We start from the raw sequence: 17608 nt of genomic DNA, 5'->3' as shown, positions 1-17608 counted from the left end.
ATTGGGGTTTTTGGGACAGAAATTCTGTGTTTTCATCTAAAACTCTAATAATTCCACATTTCTAATAGATTCATTGGATTATGACAAATTTTGCTCTCAAATTTTAGATGCAGAACCTAAAATTCGATTTGCAACAGTCTATGACGAATGGGCAAATAAGATTGGGGGTGGGATGAGAGATGGTGTGGAAAACTTGCTTTCTCCACATGCTGAAAATGAACTAGTCAATATTTGCACACTTGATTGGAAAGCACGTAAAGATATGTCGAAGTGGCTTGGAAAAACAAAATACACTTTGGCCGAATATGATAAAGTAAAACGTTTTTCATTTTATCTTGGAGATGATCATTTGCTTCTTGTAAGTACTGAAAAAGATTGTGATACTGATGTCGTAGTTGATCAGGTGATTAGTCTATACTACAAAAATCAAAATTAGATATTTTTAATTAATTTCAATTAATTTTAATCGAATTACCTGCTATTCTCTTTGGAATTTTTATTTCTAATCTTCCTTTTTGAAATTTTGCTGTGGCTTTTTTGCTGTCAATTTTTTCAGGCAATGAGATTGATTTTTTAAAATATTCAAATTTTGTAATGGTTCCTAATTTCTCCTCTGAATATTTTTGTTTGAGTTTTGCTTCTACGTTAACATAGTTTCCATCAAAACTTACTTTGATGTCTTTTTTTCCAACCATTGGAAGATCAAATTCTACCATCCAATGGTTATCAAATTCCCTTAAACATGAAAGTGGTGATAATGTTTTATGTTCTATATCATCAAATAATGAACTAATTATTGGGGGTGTAATTCTGAATCTCAAATAATTGTCTTCCATATTATCACTTGTATATTTGTGGGACTCTTGTTTCCTTCCCCTGTTGCTGTTGTATTGCTCGTAGTGTTTCTTCCATTAATCTTCTATGTTGAATTCTAAGTTTTTCTATTCTATTTTGAATATCTCTTGTATCTACTTCTATATCTAAAATTTTTGCAAGTGTTACTATGGCAACAACAGATGCTTCAGGATCCGGAAAAAATGGGTGACATTCTGCATACAAAACTAATGCTGGAATTGTCGTTTTTCTGAACACTGACATTATTGCAGCATCGGTTCCAAAAATAGATCCATCCAAAAATTTTGGAATTTGATTATTGTAAAGTATGTTATCTAATGTTGAATGCGTAACTAATCCATAAATTTTTGGAGACTCTTTTTGTTGGTTTATTGTCTCCATTCCACTAACCATCATTATCTTTTTTATTGCATTTTTTTTACAAAATTCCAAAACTGCAAGTGCAAATCCTTCTGCCAAATATTGATTAAATGGAACATCTGAAATTATTATGAAAATGTTATTTTTATTGTAAACTCTAATTGGTGCTAGAATTTCTCCTCCCTCGACAAATAACGTTGGAGTAAGATCTGGGACCTCAATTTCCCCGATTTGTTTCATTTTGAGATGATGAATAAGATACGAAATAGAAAATGTTCCTACAAGACCATTGCTGGGAAACCCTATGAGCAGTGTATTTTCTAGTGTATCTGGCTTTGCAATTTTCATGTTTTGTTTTTCATACTAATCAACATTAAAAGAAAACCTCGATTATCAAAATTGAATATCGCATATTTCTCAAATCTGTTTAGATCATTTTTCCTGAATGTCTAATAGACAAAACAATACGCTTAATTTTGCATCTTTTTTACACTCTATATGATTAATCCTGAATTAATGGAACTGCTTGAAAAAAATGATATTTTAGACATCCTAACTGACTCCGTTGCATATCAATTACAAAAAATTAACAATGTTGAGAAAACAAATGAGGGCCGTGATTGGTATCAGGAATTACCTCAAATTGTGAAAGAAAAATTCGATAATTATAAAAAAGATTATGAAAACCTTGCTCGTATTTTGGCATTGGAACATGAGCAAGTCCACAACGAGATGAATAAAGGATATTACTATTGGAGATTGCTTCGTTCTGCTTGTACTACTTATAGAAATGATTTGGTAGAATATGACCAACAATTAATTCTAGAGTTTAATCTGCCTGAAACTGAGGCGATTTCTGATAATTCTGTCTTAAACGAGTGTATTGGTGTTTTAGACAAACATGCAATTGAAAAATAAATTTCTACACTCGCTTATTTTGGTTATGAATGAATATTTTGAATCTTTTTATGAGTAAACAACAAGATAATACTATGGAATTAAAATCTGAAAAATCCATCAAAGAATACCTAGAAAAATTACCTGATGATACAATAATCAAGTATTATCTTGATGTGGAATATAGCCCCTTTCCAATTCTAGTACTTGAAGAATATACAAGACGATTCAAACGAAAAACCAAAAATGAGATCATAAAGGATTTAAAATTGCAAACACGTCTTGCAAAAAAGAAAACTAAAGAATTAGGTACAATGGCAAAAAAACACAAATTAGTTGATGACGTTACACGACAAAAATCTGAAGAGATTTTTGAACATGCAAAGAAAAAAGGCTATAGTATAAGCGGAAAAATTGCCACCAAAGGTAGTATTCTTGGCTCTAGACTAAAAAATAAAACAAAATCTACTCTCAAATCTTCATCTAACAAAGATCTTGATTTGTTAAAAAAACTTGGAGATTTACAAAAAGCAGGGATTATCACGAATAAAGAATTTCAAGAAAAAAAGAAAAAAATCCTATCTAAAATCTAGTTTTGTTCTCTAATTTTGAGATTATCTTTTAATACTTCTTACAAATAACACATGTAGATAATTTTGGTTCAGTTATATCTGACCCTGAAACTTTGTCTGTGATTGATTGGCCTGTTCTTGGTGTATTTGCAGAATTAGACAAAGGAATTCCTATTGAATCAGTAAATGCATTTGAATCTGCACTGAACCAAGCTGGTGTAGAAAATCAAATTCTCATCTATGATGGAGTTGATCATGCTTTTGCTAATCCTTCTGGGGAACGATTTGCTCCTGAAGCATCAAAAGATGCATGGGCTCAAACTATTTCTTTTTTGGATTCTAATCTCAAATAATCTTTAAAGAGACCAAATTTTTTATGAATATCTTAAATATTGCAATTTCTTATGAAAATAATGGATAAATCTGATTTCAATTCTTTGCTAGTCCAAGATGTTATGACTAGGGCATTAATCACAGTGAAATTATATACTACTGCATTGCAAGTTGCAAAAATGATGGCAGAAAGTGGCATCGGAGCAGTATTTGTACAAGATAATGGTAATCCTGTAGGAATTGTAACTGATAGAGACTTTGCAACAAGAGTAGCTGCAAACAATTTACCCTTTGATTCTCCTGTGGGGAAAATAATGTCTTCCCCTTTGATTACTATCAATCATAATGAACCAATTTCTAGTGCAGCAGAAAGAATGACTAGTAAAAAAATTAGAAAACTTGCAGTTACTGAAAATGGGAAGATTGTAGGAATTCTTACTTCTACAGATTTAGTTACACAATTGACAAAATAATTAGAATGTTTTTGTTTTTCTAAGAAATATTGTAACTGATGCCATATAACATCCTGTAGATATCACTTCAGAAATTAAAGATGCTTGATATGGCTCTATTCCAACCTCAAGAAAATAATACAATGTGGGCCAACGTATTCCAAGATATATTATTTCACCAACTCCAAATGATGAAATCAAAGCCAGTAATTCTTTTTTAATTAAATTTGATTTCATGGATCTATACCGTTCTATGTTGTCCCAGTAAAATAACACTGAAAAAATACCAAAATAAATTACATATCCAATAACAATCGTGATTGTTGTATTGAGATAATTCTCTTGGTCTGCTAATAACTGCGATGCAATTGCAGATAATGATGCTGAAATTACAAAACATATGAGAAAATTTCTGTTAATTTGTAATAATTGTGGATTTAGCTTCATGTATTCTCTACGGTAACTGTTATTTTGATTCATCTCATAAATCAAACTATGAAAAAAAGATGTCAATGGGCAAAAGATGAGCCAAATATCACATATCATGACACTGAATGGGGAATTCCAGAACACGATGATCAAAAACTATTTGAGTTTTTGATATTGGAAGGTGCACAAGCTGGCCTTTCTTGGACTACTATTCTCAAACGCAGGGATGGCTATAGGGATGCATTTTCTAATTTTGATGCTAAAAGAGTGTCAAAATTCACCCAAAAACATGTGGAAAAACTGCTTCATGACGAATCAATAATACGAAATAAACTGAAAATTTCTTCTGCAATAAACAATGCACAAATGTTTCTTAAGATCCAAGAGGAATTTGGCTCATTTGACAAATACTTGTGGGCTTTTGTAAATAACAAACCCGTCAAAAACAAATTCAAGAAATTATCTGATATCCCTCCTTCTACTGAAATTTCTGAAAAATTAAGCCTAGATCTAAAAAAAAGAGGTTTTAACTTTGTAGGCCCTACTATTTGCTATGCCTTTATGCAAGCAATTGGAATGGTAAATGACCATACTTCTGAATGCTTTTTGTATAAAAAATAATTTTTAAACCGGGATAATTCTATAAAATCATGGCAGAAGGAAAATTTGCAACATCTGTGTCTTGCATGGATGGACGAATTCAAATCCCTTTGAACACTTGGATAAAGGAAAATTTCTCTGTAGACTATGTAGACACCATAACTGAACCTGGTGTAGACAAAAATATCATAAATGTTCTTGAATCCGTCAAAAATAAAGTTGGGATTTCAATCAATGCTCACAAATCTGAATTAGTTGTGGTCTCTGGCCATTATGATTGTGCTGCAAATCCTGTGTCTGATGAAGAACATATTGCTCAAATCAAAAATACGGTGCAAGTAATTTCTTCATGGAATTTGAATGCCAAAGTCATCGGTGTATGGGTCGATGGTTCATGGAATGTTAACACCGTATAAAAGAATGAATTCAAAACTATCTCAATTTTCTAAGACTGCTGGACCTGGAATATTATTTGCATGTACAGCAATAGGTGTGTCTCATTTGGTGCAATCGACTAGGGCTGGAGCAGATTTTGGCTTGATGATGTTGGGGTTTGTTGTATTGGTTACTTTACTCAAATATCCTTTCTTTGAATATGGTTCTCGTTATGCAAACTCTACACAAACAAGTATCATTGATGGATACAAACAACTTGGAAGGCCTGCATTATGGTTATACTTTTTGCTTACTGTTTCATCTATGTTTTTTGTAACTGGCGCTGTAGGGTTTGTGACTGCAGGATTTTTTGAAAATCTTTTTGGCATTGATTTTCTTGGGGAGTGGACTGTGATTATTTTGTTTGCAGTATGTGTTGGAATTTTAGCAATTGGAAAATATAACCTACTTGATAGTCTGATTAAAATTGTTGCCATTGTTTTGTTAGTGTCTACTGTTTCAGCATTTTTACTTGCATTGTATAACGGACCAATATCTCCAATATCTGGTTTTGAGCCAAAAGATCTCTGGGATGTTTCTGGAATCTTTTTCTTGCTTGCATTGATGGGATGGATGCCAACAGCAGTTGATCTATCAAGCTGGAATAGCTTATGGACATTGGAAAGGATAAAGCAAACAAACTACAAACCAAAACTAAAAGAAACTTTGTTTGAATTTAGACTTGCATATCTAATTACGGGGATTCTTGCAGTCATGTTTGTTGTACTTGGGTCTTTCATTTTTTATGGCTCTGGTGAAGAATTACCTAATAACAATTCTCTATTTGCACATGAGATTGTTACGTTGTACACTGATACGATTGGGGATTGGAGTTACATTATCATTGCAGCTTCTGCATTTACTGTGATGTTTGGAACGATCATTGCAGTTTTTGATGGATATTCTCGTTCTTTACAAAGAACTATTGAATTGATTTTTACAAACAAAGAGGAAAAAATACGCACAAGATTTCGTACATTCTATGTGTTTTTCTTACTTTTGATTTCTGTAGGTTCTCTTTTGGTGATTTTTCAATTTGGAAATAATCTAAAAGAACTGGTAGATTTTGCAACTGTTTTATCTTTTGTAATTGCCCCGATAATTGCAGTTTTTAATTTTAGATTAGTGACTGGAAAATATCTTGATGAAAACCATCATCCTTCTTTAGGATTAAAGATTCTCAGTATTTCTGGAATTATTTTCCTTGTTGGATTTGCAACAATATTTGCAATGTTAAAATTTAATTTATTTTCATTATGATTCTTTGTTATTACATGCTGATTTTTTACAAGATTTTTTTCCAGTTTCGCTTTAATGTGAAACTGGCTTATTCTCTATGTGTTCATGTTCAAACATTTTGGATCATGGAAAATAATGTAAAATAATGGTTTATGCTCTGATTGGATTCAATTCTTCTTATGTTGATGCTTTACTAGTGCTCCTTAACAATGAGTTGTAGAAAGTTATTTTAACAGAGAAAGTCAAGTAAAACTGAACATCATGAAAATTTCAAAAAACATGGAAAATGCACTAAACAATCAAATCGCATTAGAGGCAAACGCATCAAACAGCTATCTTTCTATGGCATCCTGGTGTGAAATCACTGGATATGAAGGAGGAGCTAGTTTCTTTTATGCCCAATCTGATGAGGAAAGAACACATATGCTCAAGATTGTTCACTATCTGAATAATCTCGGAGTGCAGGCAATCATTCCTTCAACAAAGTTACCTGCAAGTAATTTCAAGTCTTTGGAATCTATCTTAAAGACTGCCTTGAACAGCGAACAGTTGGTTACTGCAGCAATCCACAAGATGGTTGAAATTGCACAAAAGGAAAAGGATCATTCAACATCTGTCTTCTTGGAATGGTTTGTAAATGAACAAGTTCAAGAAGAAACAAAGTTTGAAACTTTGATACAAAAGTTTGATCTAATTGGACGAGACAAGCTTGCAATTAATGAAATAGATAAGATACTGGCAGCTGATGCTATAACTCCTGCTGATGCTCCTGCTTAGAATCTTTTTTTCTAAAATAATTAATACCACATTATTTTCAATACCGTCATGACTGTAACTGTAACAAGAAAGCCTGGTGGCATTACTCAATTATTCAATACTGAAACCGGCCGTGTTACCTACAAGTGTAAGGCCGAATCAGGATACATGCAAATTGATGCATTTGGAGGAATTGTAAAATTTACTCAAAAAGGAGCAATGGCGACAGTCACAGGACACATTACCTCCCTTGAATCTTGTGATGTTTTAAAGAAAGATCATTCTGAATACAAACAAGCATTATCTGCAATTATATCTGCCCATAAAGAATTTGCACAAAGTGTTTCTGATTCATATCAAAAAGAAATTCAGAAACTAGAACATGAATTATCTGGACTTTGATTTCATCCATAAATCATACAATGTTCACATTCACAAACATCTTGTTCTTTTGATTTTTTTAGACATTTTTTATGCTGTCCTGCTTGACACTGTACACAAATTTCATCAAGATTATCTACTGTTGTGTATTTTTTTGATTGATCAAAACCAAATCCTCCGTCTTTTGGACCTACCATGTTTTTATTGAATCGAGGTTCTATTTCTACTTCACTAATTGATCACAGACTTTATCTTGTCTTGCAAATCTTTCTTATGTGTTTCAATGATGCCTCTAATTTCAAAGGTATCTACATATCCTCCAACTGAAGCGCGTGTTGCTTTGAGTAAATAATGCAAGGATCCTTCCTCGATTTTTCCAACATAGTATCCGTAAAGAAAATCAATCTCATTTTCACACTTCCAAATTTGTTTAATTGATGGAAATGTCTGTTTTATTTCTGAAGGTATTTCTTGAATCCTTCTCTTGATGTATTGATCAAGTGATTTCCTAATTGTTGAATCTTGTAACAAATTGAATTCTCTTTGTTGAGGTTTGCTTTAGTCTTTTTTGTCTTTGTTTTCCCCAGGCTTGTCCCACATATGCATTGTGCCTCTAACCATAAACGAACCTACAATTATGGCAACAAGTCCTGTTATTATGAATAAGAAAAATTTTCCGATATCTTTGATGCTTGCCACTGTGATTACTCTTCATCTTTCTAATTATAATAGTCTGGGGTAAGCAATTAGATTCAATAATGAGTTTGAGGAATTCTTTTCAAATGTCAAAAATTAAACAGATTGCTGCCTGGATTGCAATAATTGGCGGTGGGATTGCATTTTTTTTCTTCTCTATAGAGATGGCTGAATTCATGCGATAACTGTCAAAACTAAATATCCTCTATCTTAGAATGATGTTTGTGATTACTGAGAACATCAAAGATTTTCTTAATTTGCAAAAACTTGCCTATGTTGCTACTGTTTCACCTGATGGCAGGCCAAATATCTCTCCAAAAGGTACTTTGATTGGATGGGATTCAGAAACATTAGCTTTTGCAGATATTCGTTCCCCTGACACTATAAAAAATCTAAAAGAACACCCTGATGTTGAAATTAATGTCATTGATCCTCTTTCACGTAAAGGGTTTCTGTTTCAAGGAAAAGCTAGTATAGTTGAGGACGAATATGTATATGCAAAAATTCTAAACCATTATAGACAAAATGGAGTCAAAAGCAAGATAAATTCCATTGTTCTAGTTGCTGTTTCAAATGTGTCTGATGTGACATCTCCCTTGTATGATATGGGTATTTCAGAAGAAGAGATTAGATCAAAATGGCAAAAACATTTTGCAAATCTATGATTCTTTCACTGAATTAATATTTTGTTTTAATTTTTCCAGTTCTTTTTTTGTATTTTCATGTCCTTCTCTTTCTTTTTCTAATAATGTTTGAACTGTTTCTAATTCCTTTTGTGTGATATTGAGCTTTGATTTTAATGATCCTACAACTGCACTTGCAGCTTCAATAATTCCTGCAGAGCTTTTTTGGTTTTCATTGTTTATGCCGATGAATTCTTTTTCTGAAGGAGTCAAAATACTCGTATCTTCAAATGTGTCTTTCTTATCTAATTCATCTTTTGCATTGTATAATCTAGAATTTGCTTCCTCTAACTCTTTTTCAACTTCAACTTGTTGTTTTCTGATGTTGTGTAGTGTTGATTGTTCTTGTACAATTTGTTCTTTTAACTCCTCATATTTTTTTGTGAATTCTTCCAACTCTTCTTTGATTTTAGAATGTTCTCCTTCGGTTATTTTGAATTTATTGATTGATTCTGCATCTTTAATTAATTCTGCCTTTTTATTTTTCTCTTTGGTTTCTCTGTATTCTCGCTTGATGATATCCAATTCCATATTTTTTTGATTGATCTCTTTTTTTACCAGCATTAAATTGCCTACCATGGAATCATACTCTTCTTTTACTGAAGATATTTTTTGAGTAATTTTGTCTAATTCTTGTTGTTTTTCTCTGAATTCTTTTTGTAGGTTTTCTACCTCTGATTCAAGTTCTGTTTTGAGTGTGACTGCTTCACTTGCATCTTCTATTTCTTCTACTTTCTTTTTACCAAAAAATCCCATATCTCTATCCGTTTTTCTCCAAAAGATGAACCTATCTTTATGCTTTCTTTATCTTCCATCTAAAGAATTTCAGGTAAAACCCGATACTTCCGATAGCAATTCCAGATATCCATGCAATTGTGCCTAACCCTGCTTTGACTGTGCCTTCCTGTGGGGCAAGAAATAACAACAATGCTCCTAGGATGATTAATGCAAATCCTCCGCTGTTCTTTGATCTGTTGTGCTCTCCGTGAACCATGATTATGTATATTCTGAAAGTGTTTTTGCTACTTGTTTTCTTCCTATATCTGAAATGAACGGTCCTATTTTAGGCCCTCTTGAAGTTCCCAATATTATTTGGTATAATATTTTAAAGAAATCTTTTGGTTGCACATCATTTGATTTTGCAATTTGGTATATCGTATTTTGAATATCTTCTAGTTCTTTATCTCCTCCTAATTCGTCTACTAGCAATTTCAATGCCTTCTTTGTCGTGTCATCTAAATCAACTTGAGTTTTTTCTTGCTCATCAAATTCATCTGAATAGTTACCTCCAAGCTCAATGAGTTTTTCTATTTCAGGTTCCGGATTTTTTATTACTCCGTAATCTAGGAGTTTCTTCATCACTCTCTCACCTCTATTTTCTTTGAAGATCTTTGCTAATTCTACTACTAGTCTATAGTTTACATGTGTGCTTGATTGTTTTGGTGGGTTTAGTAGATTTACATATTCGTAAAGCCCTTTTGATTTTATCAATTTTGCTTGGTTATCTACTTTGATTCGTCCAAAGTAAATGTCTTCGAGTTCGTTATATTCTGCCATTAAAGATGGGATGTCGTCAAATCCCAATTCTCTTGCACCTGTAATCCTTTTGTATAGTAATAACAGAATTGATTTTGGACTTCCAAACTCTAACCATTTTTGGGCAGTAATTACATTGCCAAGTGATTTTGAAATCTTTTTTCCTCCTTTATCTAGAAACATTTCATATTTTACATGATGTGGATGTGGAAATCCTAAAATTTCATCTGCAACCCAGTCATTCACTTTAACTGAATCCATTATGTCTTTCCCATATGCTTCAAATCTGATATCAAATGCAGTCCATCTTGCAGCAAACTCTACTTTCCAAGCTAATTTTCCAAGGTCTTTTTCAATATCTGCCTCGCCTACATGGCCACACCCTTTGACTTTTTTTGAACCAATTTCTGTATCATGACATGAGTACTTTACTTTCCTTTCATCTGAAATATACTCTGTAGCTTCTGCTGTGTAAAGATGATTACAATTTGCACAAACTGGAAAATATGGTAAATATTTCTGATATTTTTCCTGTCCTACTAATTCTGAAATTTTGTCTCCGATTTTTGTGCTATTTTGTAATATTATGTGGATTTGATCTTTTAGTAATCCTTGTTTGTATGTGTCAACTGCTCTTCTAAATTCGTATTTTATTCCAACCTTGTCTAATCCTTCTAATAGAATACTGCTCATGTGCATTCCGTAGGAGTCATGACAACCGTAAGGATCCGGGATGAGTGATACTGGTTTTGCAATATGTTCTTCTAATCCAAACTCTTGCATGCCTTCTGGAATTTTTCTTAATCCGTCCAGGTCATCTGAATAAGCAATTAATTCTGACTTGTATCCTAGGTTTTCCAGTGCAAGTTTTACTCCGTATGCTCTAACTGCATCACCTAAGCTTCCAATATGTGGAATTCCAGATGCTCCCAAACCACTTTCTACTCTTAAAAGTTCAGTGTTTCTTCCAAGAGCCTTTTCACGTTCTAATAATTCTGAAGCTAACTTGTCAATCCACGTTCCTTTCCCTATGATGTCTTGCTCTGTCATTTTTCTCACTAGTTCAACGATTTGGACATGTATGGCCCATATAACGAATACCCTAATTTTTGATAATATTCTCTTGTACCTACAGCACTGATTACTAGAATTTTTTTTGCATCGAATTCTTCTTTAGATATTTTCTCAGCTTCTTTCATCAAATTCTTTCCTAATCCTGAATGTTGAATCTCGTCTTCTCCTTTTTCTCCAATCTTCAATGATTTTCCATAAACATGAATTTCCCTCACAATGCATGTGTCTTGATCAATTTCATCTCTATGTGCGTCAGCACTGGGTTTTCGTAATCTCAAAAATCCATAAATCGATTCATTTTTGTCCTCATAAGACAAGAATACTTCTTTTCCTCCTGATGAATCGTAATCAATTCGGTTTAGTTTTACTTCGTTGTTTGATTTTCTATTTGATAACCCTGCCTCTCTACATCTGATACATTTACAGGATAATCCTAGTTTGGCAAGATTCTGATGCACAATTTGTCTTAAATTGCCTGATTTGGGACCTGCGATGATCTCTTTAGGTGATATTTCTCTTTGAACTCTCATAATCCTTACCCATTTTGGAATATCTTTTTTAGCTTCAGTTAGAACTTTGATCATGGCTTCATCAGAATATGGGGTGTATCTTCCTTGTTTGTATTCTTCATAGAGCGGTGTATTTTCGATTACAAGTGAAGGATAAATCTTCAACATGTCTGGACGTAATTGTGGATCTGAAAATAATTTTTTAAAATCTGCAATGTCTCCTTCTGGTGTCATCGTTGGTAATCCTGGCATCATATGTGCGACAATTTTGTACCCTGCATCTTTTGAAATTTGAAATGATTCCACCACATCGTTATAATTATGACCTCTGTTGACTATTTCATAAACCCTTTCTTGTAATGATTGAACGCCGATCTCTATTCTTGTAATTCCGTAGCTTAACATTAGATCAACATGTTCTTTTTTACAATAATCTGGCTTTGTTTCAATTGTAAATCCTACGTTTCTTATCGATGCATGTTCATTGTTTGATTTTGCCTCTTCCAAATCTTTTGAGTCTGTTCCGTTAAGCGCATCATAACATGATTTGATGAATTCTTTTTGATAATCTTTTGGCATGAAGAGAAATGTTCCTCCCACAATCACTATTTCCATTTTGGATGGATCATGTCCAAATGCAATCAGTTTTTCAATTTTTGATGTGATTTGTAATTTAGGATCAAATTTGTTTTCTATTGCGTTTAGTGATGATGGTTCTTTTCCTGTGTAACTGTTTGGTGAATTAAATTCAATTCCTCCTGGGCAATATGTACAACGTCCGTGTGGACATGCATATGGTTTTGGCATTAGTGCAACTACTGATACCCCTGATGCTGTTTTGGCAGGTTTTCTTAACAATACTTTTTTTAATTTATCAAAATCTCCTTTTTTTGCCATTGATAGAATTTCATAATTTCTAGGAATTCTTTCAAGTGAATATTTTGTGCAAATTTTTATAATTTCTTCTTTTACTTGTTTTTTACTAGGTTCTTGAATTGTAAGCAAATTTTTTGTAATCTCGTCACATGCTTTGGATACAACAGGGTCTAGATTATTCATGAATAGTTATACTGTTTTGGACATAAATTCGTTAAATAATTTGGCATAAATGATAACTATCTACGCCTAACTATTTTTCCTTTTGAGTTAGCTGGCTTTTTCTTTGCTACTGTCTTTTTAGCTGGCTTTTTCTTTGCTACTGTCTTTTTAGCTGGCTTTTTCTTTGCTACTGTCTTTTTAGCTGGCTTTTTCTTTGCTACTGTCTTTTTAGCTGGCTTCATATTTTCTTTAATATTTTTTAATTCTTCAATTTCTTCTTGGATGACCTTAATTTCCTCATGAATGTATTTTTGAGGATTTAATTTTGATTGTATGAAATCGACTATTTTTAAATAATCTACCCCTTTATCTGTACGAACCAAAAATAATTCATTAGAGCTTATTGGAACACTAATGATTATTGCTTTTTCAAATTCAGTAATTGCTGATTTTTCTTTACCTATCTTATATGCTAAATTCGTATAGATGTCTCTCTTTTGTATGGCATAATGAATTGACATTTTGCTATTGTCTCCAGTTAGTAATTGCTCTACATTTTCTTTGTATCCTCCATGAACAATCTCTCCTTTGACATTTACCACTGCTGCAAATTTTATCTCTGGCTGCATATTGAGAACTTGTTTTGTTAGTTCTTCATAGTCAACAGTCAATTTTTTCACCCGTTATTTCCATATGCTTGTCTTTTTGCAATAATTTTCGTATATAATTTAAGATGTTTTCTACTCATTCTGGTTTTTGTTCTATTTCTTTTGATGAACTATCTCCACTTTTCTGTTCTTTCCGGTATTCCATTTTTAACCAAATTGGTGTGATGATTGTGGTTACTGCTACCATGATTACAATTGTGGAATATACTTCTGATGTGAGAATTCCTGCTGTGACTCCTACTCCCGCAACAATTAATCCGACTTCTCCTCTTGAAATCATTCCTATTCCCACTCTCATTCCCTGTGCTTTGTTTTTCAAGAAGAACATTGCAGGTAATCCACATCCAAATAACTTTGTAACAATTGCAACAACAATTATCACTCCGCTTAACATCAAAATATTCAAATCTACTGCTCTTAGGTCTACTTGTGCTCCAATAATTGCAAAGAATAATGGTGCAAAAATCAATCCTATTTTTCCAACATAGTTCTCTACCTTTTCAAATACTTTGGTAGTAGAAAGGGCCATACCAACAGCAAACGCTCCTACAATTGGTGACAGGCCTATGGATCCTGCAAGTGCTGCTGCCCCGAAGAACGACGCAGTGGCAATACCTTCAACACTCCCTTTTGCTTTCCATAATCTTGGAGTGATTATTTTTGGGATTACGACCACTGCTACCACTAACATTATTGCAAAGAATCCTAATACTTGTAAAATTGTAATCATTATCTCTGAAATATCGATGTTATCTACACCTCCATCGGATCCTGCAATTGATGATACGACTGATAATACTGCAATTGCTAAAATGTCATCTACTACTGCTGCACCTATGATCAATCTAGCTTCTGGTGCTTTGATTTTTCCAAATTCACTTAGAACCTGAATTGATATTGCAATACTGGTAGCTGTAAGTGCTGTTGCAATAAGCATTGATTGTAATGCGTCAAATCCAAACATCTGAAATACTGCAAGCCCTGCAAAGAATGGAACTACTACACCTAATGTCCCGACTGTAAATGATGCTTTTCCTCCTTTGAGAAATTCCTTTGGTGTCATTTCTAATCCTGCCATAAACAAAATAACAATTGCTCCCATTTCTCCAAGGATTTTGATTTCGTCATTGATGTGAAGTAGCTGTCTTCCATCTACTACGAAGAATGCTCCTAGTGCAAATGGTCCTACGATCATCCCTGCTAGCAATTCTCCTAACACAATTGGTAATTTCAATCTCAGGAAAAGCTCTGCCATTAATTTGGCTGCAAAAAGGAGAATGCCTACCCCGATAATGGTTTCAATAAATTGTGCCTCTGCCATCTTTTCCTAATTAATGCTAGGAAATCTGTCATATAAGGTGATATTGTGTTGAAAATTATTTTATTGGGGTATTAGTAATAATTTTAATTACAAAAACTGAAAATCCAGCCTATACAACACGATCTCTGAATATGGAATTGGCCTCATATCTTATTTAGCAGTCTGTTCAATTACATTTATGATCAATTTGAGTGAATTACGTGTTTGCAAATCTTGTGGAAATGTATTTGCTAAAAAAACTGGTGTATCTATCATAACAAGCTGTCCTCACTGTGATGGGGGCAATTTTGACACTGTAGTAATCGACGATGTCTAGAATCTCTATTGAATGACAAATATTTTTAATGCTAGATGAGATATTTTGATATGAAATTCAAATTTTCTGCAAATGATAGGGAATGGCATCAAACACTGCTTAATGCCTTTGAAAACATACTAAAAATGAAAATCCAACCAGTACTCGTTTATGATCGAAAACATTTTTCAAACTATGTCTATAAAAATAATATCAAACCCCATGAAGTTTGGGCCGAGTGTATCAAAGAGTGTGGCACCATATGGCTAAACCCTCATCTTGCATCAGAACCTAAAGTTGAAACTGTAAATACATTATATCATGAATGTCTTCACATAAAATATCCTGAAAAATCTGAGCGAGAAATAAGACAATTAGCTGATAAAATAATCCCTGTTGCAAAATCTCTAACTTCAAAGAAAACCAAATTTGATATTATTCATAGGCACTAATGATAAACTACTCTTAGGTTTATTTATCATGAATAAAATTGGTTTCTATGTATAAGACAATTCTTGTCCCTCATGCTGGCACTGGCGGTGGGGATATAGCTCTAGAGCATGCTATGTTTATTGCGAAGTCTTCATCCTCTGATATTGTGTTGTTGCATGTAGTTGAAGAAATTCAGCATCCTCCATCATTTGCACTGTCCTCATCTGAACGAAAAAGACTATTCAAAGATATCAAATCTGCTAATGAAGAAATTAGACAAGAAATGATTCCTGAAATGGAAAAACGAATACAGATTTGTAAAGAAAATGGGGTTAAAGCCCGTTTGAAGGTGATTATTGGTTACGCCTCTGAAGAAATTCTTCAAGCAATAAAAAAAGAAAATGCTGATCTTGTTGTTATGGCAAAGAGAAGAAAACTGAAAGGTCTTAAAAAATTGTTAACTCTTGGTAGTGTTTCACGAAAAATCGTTGAGAGTACAACATGTCCTATTTTGTTGTTAGATATAGGAAAATAAGATGACTGAAACATTTGATCATATTTTAGTACCATATAACGGGTGTGCCGGAAGTCAAAAAGCATTCAAAAAAGCTGTAATGTTATCTAAAGTCATACGATCAAAAATTACTGTTTTAACATGTATAGAGGAACGTTCTACTTTTGGACTATTCAAAACTAAAACTGACAAGCAGGAATTGGAAAAAGAACAGAAATCTGTGGTGAATAATCATCTTACTCTTGAAAAATATGCAAAAAAGTATGATGTGTCTCCTGTGTTTAAAATTATTAAAAATGATATAGCTGCACATGCTATTCTCGAATATGCAGAAAAACATGGGGTTGATTTGATAATTATGGGAATGAGAAACAAAATAAAATACGAAAAAATGCATTATCCTAGCACTATCGAAGATGTTTCCAAGAATTTCCGCGGCGCAGTTTTGATTTTGAATTAATTCTGCTTATTTTTTAATGAATGATAGTTTGATTAACTTAGGCAATTTTTATTGAATTTACAAAAACCCCTTTTTTGGAAATGATTTGTCCTATCTCCTGACTTGATATCTTGTGTTTTTTGAATATTGATTTGATTTTACTTGTTTGGTCTTTTGGTGCTACTACACAAAATCCTACACCCATGTTAAACGTCTTGTACATTTCTTCTGGTTTTACTCCTTGTTCTTCAACGAGTCCCATGATTGGTGGAATTTTTGGCAAAGAGTCTATTTCATAGCCTATGTTTTTGAGGCGTAATAGTTTGGTAAATGCCCCTCCTGTAATATGTGCAAATCCATTGATTTTACATTTTTGATTAATTTCGAGAACTGGGTTGGTATAGATTTCTGTAGGTTTGAGTAATGCGTCTCCTATGATTCCTACTCCTTTGACTTTGTCCTTGACAGAATATTTTGAAAGTAGTGCTTTTCTTGCAAGTGAGTATCCGTTTGAATGAATCCCTGAACTATCTGCTCCAATAATTACATCTCCTGCTTTGATTTTATTTCCAAGAACCATCTCTTTTTTTTCCAACAGTCCTACCACCATTCCTGCCAAATCAAATGCAAATCCTTTACCTTCTATCACATCTGGCATGATTGCTGTTTCTCCTCCGACGATTGGCATTGCTGATTTTTTTGCACCTGTTACTAATCCTTCCACAATTTTTTTGAATATCGTCACATCGTTTTTGTTTGCAGCAATATAATCCACAAATGAAATTGGGGTTGCTCCAATACAGATTATGTCGTTTACATTCATTGCAACACAATCAATACCTATTGTGTTGTATTTTTTCATCATATTTGCAATTACTACTTTGGTTCCAACGCCGTCAGTATGTGTTGCTAATAGTTTTCCTCCTGGAATTTCTACGATTCCTGCATAATGACCAAAACCATGTGTCATCTTTGCTTTTTTCTGAAGTTTGTGAGTTGATGCAATTAATTTGCCTATCGCCTTTTGGCTTTGTTTGATTTTAGAAATATCTACTCCTGCTTTTTTGTAGGTTAAAGCCATAGTTTGTTGCGTA

The 17608-nt window shown here is 33.2% G+C and carries 28 protein-coding genes; 15 read left to right on the top strand and 13 right to left on the bottom strand.

Annotated elements, in window-relative coordinates:
* Positions 1-73: 73 nt before the first annotated feature.
* Positions 74-436, top strand: coding sequence for a hypothetical protein (locus ACW9XA_RS00695; RefSeq protein WP_457762536.1), 363 nt, complete (start codon positions 74-76; stop codon positions 434-436).
* A 16-nt stretch (positions 437-452) separates the two neighbouring features.
* Here ACW9XA_RS00695 and ACW9XA_RS00690 read toward each other — a convergent pair whose 3' ends face one another.
* Complete coding sequence (locus ACW9XA_RS00690; protein ID WP_457762535.1) at positions 453-836, bottom strand: Hsp20/alpha crystallin family protein; 384 nt, start codon at positions 834-836, stop codon at positions 453-455.
* A 4-nt stretch (positions 837-840) separates the two neighbouring features.
* Positions 841-1563: a proteasome assembly chaperone family protein gene (locus ACW9XA_RS00685; RefSeq protein WP_457762534.1), complete on the bottom strand. Its 723-nt coding sequence runs from the start codon at positions 1561-1563 to the stop codon at positions 841-843.
* Positions 1564-1713: 150 nt separating this feature from the next.
* On the opposite strand from ACW9XA_RS00685, the gene ACW9XA_RS00680 reads away from it, so the two are divergent.
* The 4 genes from ACW9XA_RS00680 (at position 1714) to ACW9XA_RS00665 (ending at position 3490) form a co-directional block, all read left to right on the top strand.
* Positions 1714-2133 carry a hypothetical protein gene (locus ACW9XA_RS00680; RefSeq protein ID WP_300325850.1) on the top strand — a complete coding sequence of 140 codons (420 nt, stop codon included), beginning with the start codon at positions 1714-1716 and terminating at the stop codon, positions 2131-2133.
* Between the two features lie 74 nt (positions 2134-2207).
* A complete protein-coding gene (locus ACW9XA_RS00675; protein WP_457762533.1) occupies positions 2208-2705 on the top strand; it encodes a hypothetical protein in 498 nt (165 codons plus the stop codon).
* Positions 2706-2749: 44 nt separating this feature from the next.
* Positions 2750-3037 (top strand): dienelactone hydrolase family protein, encoded by a 288-nt coding sequence (locus tag ACW9XA_RS00670; RefSeq protein WP_457762845.1) that lies wholly within the window; start codon positions 2750-2752, stop codon positions 3035-3037.
* A 60-nt stretch (positions 3038-3097) separates the two neighbouring features.
* Positions 3098-3490 (top strand): CBS domain-containing protein, encoded by a 393-nt coding sequence (locus ACW9XA_RS00665; protein WP_457762532.1) that lies wholly within the window; start codon positions 3098-3100, stop codon positions 3488-3490.
* Here ACW9XA_RS00665 and ACW9XA_RS00660 read toward each other — a convergent pair whose 3' ends face one another.
* Positions 3491-3916 (bottom strand): hypothetical protein, encoded by a 426-nt coding sequence (locus tag ACW9XA_RS00660; RefSeq protein ID WP_457762531.1) that lies wholly within the window; start codon positions 3914-3916, stop codon positions 3491-3493.
* 48 nt (positions 3917-3964) lie between these two features.
* On the opposite strand from ACW9XA_RS00660, the gene ACW9XA_RS00655 reads away from it, so the two are divergent.
* The 5 genes from ACW9XA_RS00655 to ACW9XA_RS00635 all read left to right on the top strand — a co-directional run bounded on the left by ACW9XA_RS00655 (position 3965) and on the right by ACW9XA_RS00635 (position 7330).
* Positions 3965-4519 (top strand): DNA-3-methyladenine glycosylase I, encoded by a 555-nt coding sequence (locus ACW9XA_RS00655; RefSeq protein ID WP_457762530.1) that lies wholly within the window; start codon positions 3965-3967, stop codon positions 4517-4519.
* Positions 4520-4548: 29 nt separating this feature from the next.
* Complete coding sequence (locus ACW9XA_RS00650) at positions 4549-4914, top strand: carbonic anhydrase (RefSeq protein WP_457762529.1); 366 nt, start codon at positions 4549-4551, stop codon at positions 4912-4914.
* Positions 4886-6193 (top strand): NRAMP family divalent metal transporter, encoded by a 1308-nt coding sequence (locus ACW9XA_RS00645; RefSeq protein WP_457762528.1) that lies wholly within the window; start codon positions 4886-4888, stop codon positions 6191-6193. Before ACW9XA_RS00650 ends, ACW9XA_RS00645 begins: the two co-directional genes overlap by 29 nt.
* 240 nt (positions 6194-6433) lie before the next feature.
* A complete protein-coding gene (locus tag ACW9XA_RS00640; RefSeq protein WP_457762527.1) occupies positions 6434-6949 on the top strand; it encodes a ferritin in 516 nt (171 codons plus the stop codon).
* Positions 6950-6997: 48 nt separating this feature from the next.
* Positions 6998-7330, top strand: coding sequence for a hypothetical protein (locus tag ACW9XA_RS00635; RefSeq protein WP_457762526.1), 333 nt, complete (start codon positions 6998-7000; stop codon positions 7328-7330).
* Between the two features lie 2 nt (positions 7331-7332).
* Here ACW9XA_RS00635 and ACW9XA_RS00630 read toward each other — a convergent pair whose 3' ends face one another.
* From ACW9XA_RS00630 to ACW9XA_RS00620, 3 genes are read right to left on the bottom strand one after another with little or no spacing between them, the layout of a single operon-like run.
* The gene (locus ACW9XA_RS00630; RefSeq protein WP_014964780.1) at positions 7333-7506 is read right to left on the bottom strand and encodes a hypothetical protein; all 174 of its coding nucleotides are present in this window, start codon (positions 7504-7506) and stop codon (positions 7333-7335) included.
* A 34-nt stretch (positions 7507-7540) separates the two neighbouring features.
* Positions 7541-7840, bottom strand: coding sequence for a hypothetical protein (locus ACW9XA_RS00625; RefSeq protein ID WP_457762525.1), 300 nt, complete (start codon positions 7838-7840; stop codon positions 7541-7543).
* Between the two features lie 27 nt (positions 7841-7867).
* A complete protein-coding gene (locus ACW9XA_RS00620) occupies positions 7868-8008 on the bottom strand; it encodes a hypothetical protein (protein WP_457762524.1) in 141 nt (46 codons plus the stop codon).
* A 215-nt stretch (positions 8009-8223) separates the two neighbouring features.
* On the opposite strand from ACW9XA_RS00620, the gene ACW9XA_RS00615 reads away from it, so the two are divergent.
* On the top strand, positions 8224-8670 hold the full coding sequence (locus ACW9XA_RS00615) for a pyridoxamine 5'-phosphate oxidase family protein (protein WP_457762844.1): 447 nt from the start codon (positions 8224-8226) through the stop codon (positions 8668-8670).
* Here ACW9XA_RS00615 and ACW9XA_RS00610 read toward each other — a convergent pair.
* From ACW9XA_RS00610 to ACW9XA_RS00585, 6 genes are all read right to left on the bottom strand, one after another.
* Positions 8665-9444 (bottom strand): DNA repair protein, encoded by a 780-nt coding sequence (locus tag ACW9XA_RS00610; protein WP_457762523.1) that lies wholly within the window; start codon positions 9442-9444, stop codon positions 8665-8667. The two genes, ACW9XA_RS00615 and ACW9XA_RS00610, sit on opposite strands and share 6 nt — an antisense overlap.
* Positions 9445-9481: 37 nt before the next feature.
* Positions 9482-9682 carry a hypothetical protein gene (locus ACW9XA_RS00605; protein WP_457762522.1) on the bottom strand — a complete coding sequence of 67 codons (201 nt, stop codon included), beginning with the start codon at positions 9680-9682 and terminating at the stop codon, positions 9482-9484.
* Positions 9683-9684: 2 nt separating this feature from the next.
* Positions 9685-11274 (bottom strand): lysine--tRNA ligase, encoded by a 1590-nt coding sequence (gene lysS, locus ACW9XA_RS00600; protein ID WP_457762521.1) that lies wholly within the window; start codon positions 11272-11274, stop codon positions 9685-9687.
* Positions 11275-11282: 8 nt separating this feature from the next.
* A complete protein-coding gene (locus ACW9XA_RS00595; RefSeq protein WP_457762520.1) occupies positions 11283-12866 on the bottom strand; it encodes a tRNA uridine(34) 5-carboxymethylaminomethyl modification radical SAM/GNAT enzyme Elp3 in 1584 nt (527 codons plus the stop codon).
* 56 nt (positions 12867-12922) lie between these two features.
* Positions 12923-13516, bottom strand: a complete 594-nt coding sequence (locus ACW9XA_RS00590) for a DUF6659 family protein (protein ID WP_457762519.1) — start codon at positions 13514-13516, stop codon at positions 12923-12925.
* A 73-nt stretch (positions 13517-13589) separates the two neighbouring features.
* On the bottom strand, positions 13590-14834 hold the full coding sequence (locus tag ACW9XA_RS00585) for a cation:proton antiporter (protein ID WP_457762518.1): 1245 nt from the start codon (positions 14832-14834) through the stop codon (positions 13590-13592).
* Positions 14835-15012: 178 nt separating this feature from the next.
* Here ACW9XA_RS00585 and ACW9XA_RS00580 point away from each other — a divergent pair, with 178 nt between their 5' ends.
* Genes ACW9XA_RS00580 through ACW9XA_RS00565 form a run of 4 tightly spaced genes read left to right on the top strand, consistent with a single transcriptional unit; the run spans position 15013 to position 16535 of the window.
* Positions 15013-15150: a hypothetical protein gene (locus tag ACW9XA_RS00580; RefSeq protein ID WP_457762517.1), complete on the top strand. Its 138-nt coding sequence runs from the start codon at positions 15013-15015 to the stop codon at positions 15148-15150.
* A 50-nt stretch (positions 15151-15200) separates the two neighbouring features.
* Positions 15201-15581 carry a hypothetical protein gene (locus ACW9XA_RS00575; protein ID WP_457762516.1) on the top strand — a complete coding sequence of 127 codons (381 nt, stop codon included), beginning with the start codon at positions 15201-15203 and terminating at the stop codon, positions 15579-15581.
* A 47-nt stretch (positions 15582-15628) separates the two neighbouring features.
* Positions 15629-16096, top strand: a complete 468-nt coding sequence (locus ACW9XA_RS00570; protein ID WP_457762515.1) for a universal stress protein — start codon at positions 15629-15631, stop codon at positions 16094-16096.
* Between the two features lies 1 nt (position 16097).
* On the top strand, positions 16098-16535 hold the full coding sequence (locus ACW9XA_RS00565) for a universal stress protein (protein WP_457762514.1): 438 nt from the start codon (positions 16098-16100) through the stop codon (positions 16533-16535).
* Positions 16536-16572: 37 nt separating this feature from the next.
* On the opposite strand, the gene purM is transcribed toward ACW9XA_RS00565, so the two are convergent.
* On the bottom strand, positions 16573-17595 hold the full coding sequence (gene purM / locus ACW9XA_RS00560; protein WP_457762513.1) for a phosphoribosylformylglycinamidine cyclo-ligase: 1023 nt from the start codon (positions 17593-17595) through the stop codon (positions 16573-16575).
* Between the last annotated feature and the right edge of the window lie 13 nt (positions 17596-17608).

It is taken from the genome of Candidatus Nitrosopumilus sp. bin_6a, from assembly GCF_054095695.1.
Note: the sequence above shows the minus strand (reverse complement) of the source record. Positions and strands in the feature narration are given on the sequence as shown.

What these genes read in the sequence shown, in the direction of transcription:
- ACW9XA_RS00690 (WP_457762535.1), bottom strand. Translation starts at nt 836, where the DNA reads ATGGAAGACAATTATTTGAGATTCAGAATTACACCCCCAATAATTAGT.
- ACW9XA_RS00685 (WP_457762534.1), bottom strand. Translation starts at nt 1,563, where the DNA reads ATGAAAATTGCAAAGCCAGATACACTAGAAAATACACTGCTCATAGGG.
- ACW9XA_RS00680 (WP_300325850.1), top strand. Translation starts at nt 1,714, where the DNA reads ATGATTAATCCTGAATTAATGGAACTGCTTGAAAAAAATGATATTTTA.
- ACW9XA_RS00675 (WP_457762533.1), top strand. Translation starts at nt 2,208, where the DNA reads ATGGAATTAAAATCTGAAAAATCCATCAAAGAATACCTAGAAAAATTA.
- ACW9XA_RS00665 (WP_457762532.1), top strand. Translation starts at nt 3,098, where the DNA reads ATGGATAAATCTGATTTCAATTCTTTGCTAGTCCAAGATGTTATGACT.
- ACW9XA_RS00660 (WP_457762531.1), bottom strand. Translation starts at nt 3,916, where the DNA reads ATGAAGCTAAATCCACAATTATTACAAATTAACAGAAATTTTCTCATA.
- ACW9XA_RS00655 (WP_457762530.1), top strand. Translation starts at nt 3,965, where the DNA reads ATGAAAAAAAGATGTCAATGGGCAAAAGATGAGCCAAATATCACATAT.
- ACW9XA_RS00650 (WP_457762529.1), top strand. Translation starts at nt 4,549, where the DNA reads ATGGCAGAAGGAAAATTTGCAACATCTGTGTCTTGCATGGATGGACGA.
- ACW9XA_RS00645 (WP_457762528.1), top strand. Translation starts at nt 4,886, where the DNA reads ATGGTTCATGGAATGTTAACACCGTATAAAAGAATGAATTCAAAACTA.
- ACW9XA_RS00640 (WP_457762527.1), top strand. Translation starts at nt 6,434, where the DNA reads ATGAAAATTTCAAAAAACATGGAAAATGCACTAAACAATCAAATCGCA.
- ACW9XA_RS00635 (WP_457762526.1), top strand. Translation starts at nt 6,998, where the DNA reads ATGACTGTAACTGTAACAAGAAAGCCTGGTGGCATTACTCAATTATTC.
- ACW9XA_RS00630 (WP_014964780.1), bottom strand. Translation starts at nt 7,506, where the DNA reads ATGGTAGGTCCAAAAGACGGAGGATTTGGTTTTGATCAATCAAAAAAA.
- ACW9XA_RS00615 (WP_457762844.1), top strand. Translation starts at nt 8,224, where the DNA reads ATGTTTGTGATTACTGAGAACATCAAAGATTTTCTTAATTTGCAAAAA.
- ACW9XA_RS00610 (WP_457762523.1), bottom strand. Translation starts at nt 9,444, where the DNA reads ATGGGATTTTTTGGTAAAAAGAAAGTAGAAGAAATAGAAGATGCAAGT.
- ACW9XA_RS00605 (WP_457762522.1), bottom strand. Translation starts at nt 9,682, where the DNA reads ATGGTTCACGGAGAGCACAACAGATCAAAGAACAGCGGAGGATTTGCA.
- lysS (WP_457762521.1), bottom strand. Translation starts at nt 11,274, where the DNA reads ATGACAGAGCAAGACATCATAGGGAAAGGAACGTGGATTGACAAGTTA.
- ACW9XA_RS00595 (WP_457762520.1), bottom strand. Translation starts at nt 12,866, where the DNA reads ATGAATAATCTAGACCCTGTTGTATCCAAAGCATGTGACGAGATTACA.
- ACW9XA_RS00585 (WP_457762518.1), bottom strand. Translation starts at nt 14,834, where the DNA reads ATGGCAGAGGCACAATTTATTGAAACCATTATCGGGGTAGGCATTCTC.
- ACW9XA_RS00580 (WP_457762517.1), top strand. Translation starts at nt 15,013, where the DNA reads ATGATCAATTTGAGTGAATTACGTGTTTGCAAATCTTGTGGAAATGTA.
- ACW9XA_RS00575 (WP_457762516.1), top strand. Translation starts at nt 15,201, where the DNA reads ATGAAATTCAAATTTTCTGCAAATGATAGGGAATGGCATCAAACACTG.
- ACW9XA_RS00570 (WP_457762515.1), top strand. Translation starts at nt 15,629, where the DNA reads ATGTATAAGACAATTCTTGTCCCTCATGCTGGCACTGGCGGTGGGGAT.
- ACW9XA_RS00565 (WP_457762514.1), top strand. Translation starts at nt 16,098, where the DNA reads ATGACTGAAACATTTGATCATATTTTAGTACCATATAACGGGTGTGCC.
- purM (WP_457762513.1), bottom strand. Translation starts at nt 17,595, where the DNA reads ATGGCTTTAACCTACAAAAAAGCAGGAGTAGATATTTCTAAAATCAAA.